Consider the following 1646-nt stretch of genomic DNA (forward strand, 5'->3'; position numbering starts at 1 on the left):
TCGGAGGATCCGGCGCGGGTGCGGATCGTGGCGACGACGCTGGGCGACCTGCTGCTGGGGGCGTGCGATCGTGCGCCCGACAAGGACATGCTGGTCTTTCCCGAAGGCCGCAAGACGTATGCCGCGCTGGTCGATGCGGTGCTGCACAAGGCGCGCGCGCTGATCGCGCTGGGGGTGGGGCCGGGCGACCATGTCGGCGTGCTGCTGCCGTCGGGCATCGCGTTTGTCGAAACGCTGTTCGCCAATGCCATGGTCGGCGCGGTCTCGGTGCTGATGAACGCGCGCTACAAGGCGCCCGAGATGGCCTATGTCGCGGGTAACGCCGATCTCGTCGCCATCGTCACCGACGACACCGCGACTGAACATGTCGACTTCACCGGCCGGCTGGGCGAGGCGTTCCCCGATCTGGCGAGCCAGGCCGATCCCACAGCGCTGGCGCTGGACGTCGCGCCGGCCTTGCGCCGCATCGTCGTGCTGCGCGCCGGCGACGGCGCGGGTTCGGGGCGGGTCGCCCCCGGCTGCCTGAGCGCGGACAGCTTCGATGCCGCCGCCGCCACGGTGCCGGTCATCGCCGTCCACCACCGCCGCCTCACCGTGCGGCTGCGCGATACCGCGATGATCCTCTACACTTCGGGCACGTCGGCCAACCCCAAGGGCTGCCTGCTCAGCCACGAGGCGATCGTGCGCGAGACGATCAACCTCACCGCCAACCGCTGGGCGTTCACCCCGGACGAGCGCGCGTGGTCGCCGATGCCGCTGTTCCACATCGCCGCGATGCTGGCGATGCTCGGCGCGGTCAACGTGGGCGGCACATTCATCGGCCAGCCGCACTTCGATCCGGGCGAAAGCCTGCGCCAGATCGAAGCCGAGAAAGTGACGATGATGTTCCTGCCGTTCGTCACCTTCCACCAGGCGATGATCGCGCATCCCGACTGGGCCAGGGCCGACATGAGCTCGGTCCGCCTGCAGAACTCGTGCTTTGCGTTCATGCCCGCCGCAGTCGGCCAGGCCTATCGCGACAAGGCGCCGAACATGCGCCAGGTCGGCACGTTCGGCATGACCGAGGCGAGCGGCATCGTCACCACCGGCGGCTACGACATGGACCCCGAGATGGGCTTTGCCCGGCTCGGCACGCCGTTGCTGGGGATCGAGGTGCGCATCGTCGATGCCGATGGAACCGACCTGCCCACCGGCACGCGCGGCGAAGTGCTGATCCGCGGCTACAACCTGTTCGACGGCTACTACAAGGACCCCGACAAGACCGCCGAGGCGCTCGACGCCAAGGGCTGGTACCACTCGGGCGACATCGGCTCGCTCGACGAGGCCGGGCACCTGATGTTCCACGGCCGGTTCAAGGACATGCTCAAGGTCGGCGGCGAGAATGTCGCGGCGGCCGAAGTCGAGGCGGTGCTGGCCTCGCACCCGTCGGTGCGGCTGGCGCAAGTGGTCGGCCTGCCCGACCCGCGCCTGGCCGAAGTGCCCGCCGCGTTCATCGAAACCGACGGGCCGATCACCTGCTCGCCCGAGGCCTTCGCCGCCGAACTGATCGCCTACACCAAAGCGCGCATCGCCTCGTTCAAGGTCCCCCGCCACATCCGCCTGATCGACGAATGGCCCATGTCCGCCTCCAAGATCCAGAAGTTCAA

1 protein-coding gene is annotated in these 1646 nt (G+C 68.8%); it reads left to right on the top strand.

Features of this window, described 5'->3' with window-relative positions:
- Window positions 1-1646, top strand: a 1646-nt coding sequence (locus tag NL2_RS20520; protein ID WP_157083307.1) for a class I adenylate-forming enzyme family protein, incomplete at both ends; no start/stop codon positions are given.

It is taken from the genome of Novosphingobium lentum NBRC 107847 (assembly GCF_001590965.1).
Classification (GTDB): domain Bacteria; phylum Pseudomonadota; class Alphaproteobacteria; order Sphingomonadales; family Sphingomonadaceae; genus Novosphingobium; species Novosphingobium lentum.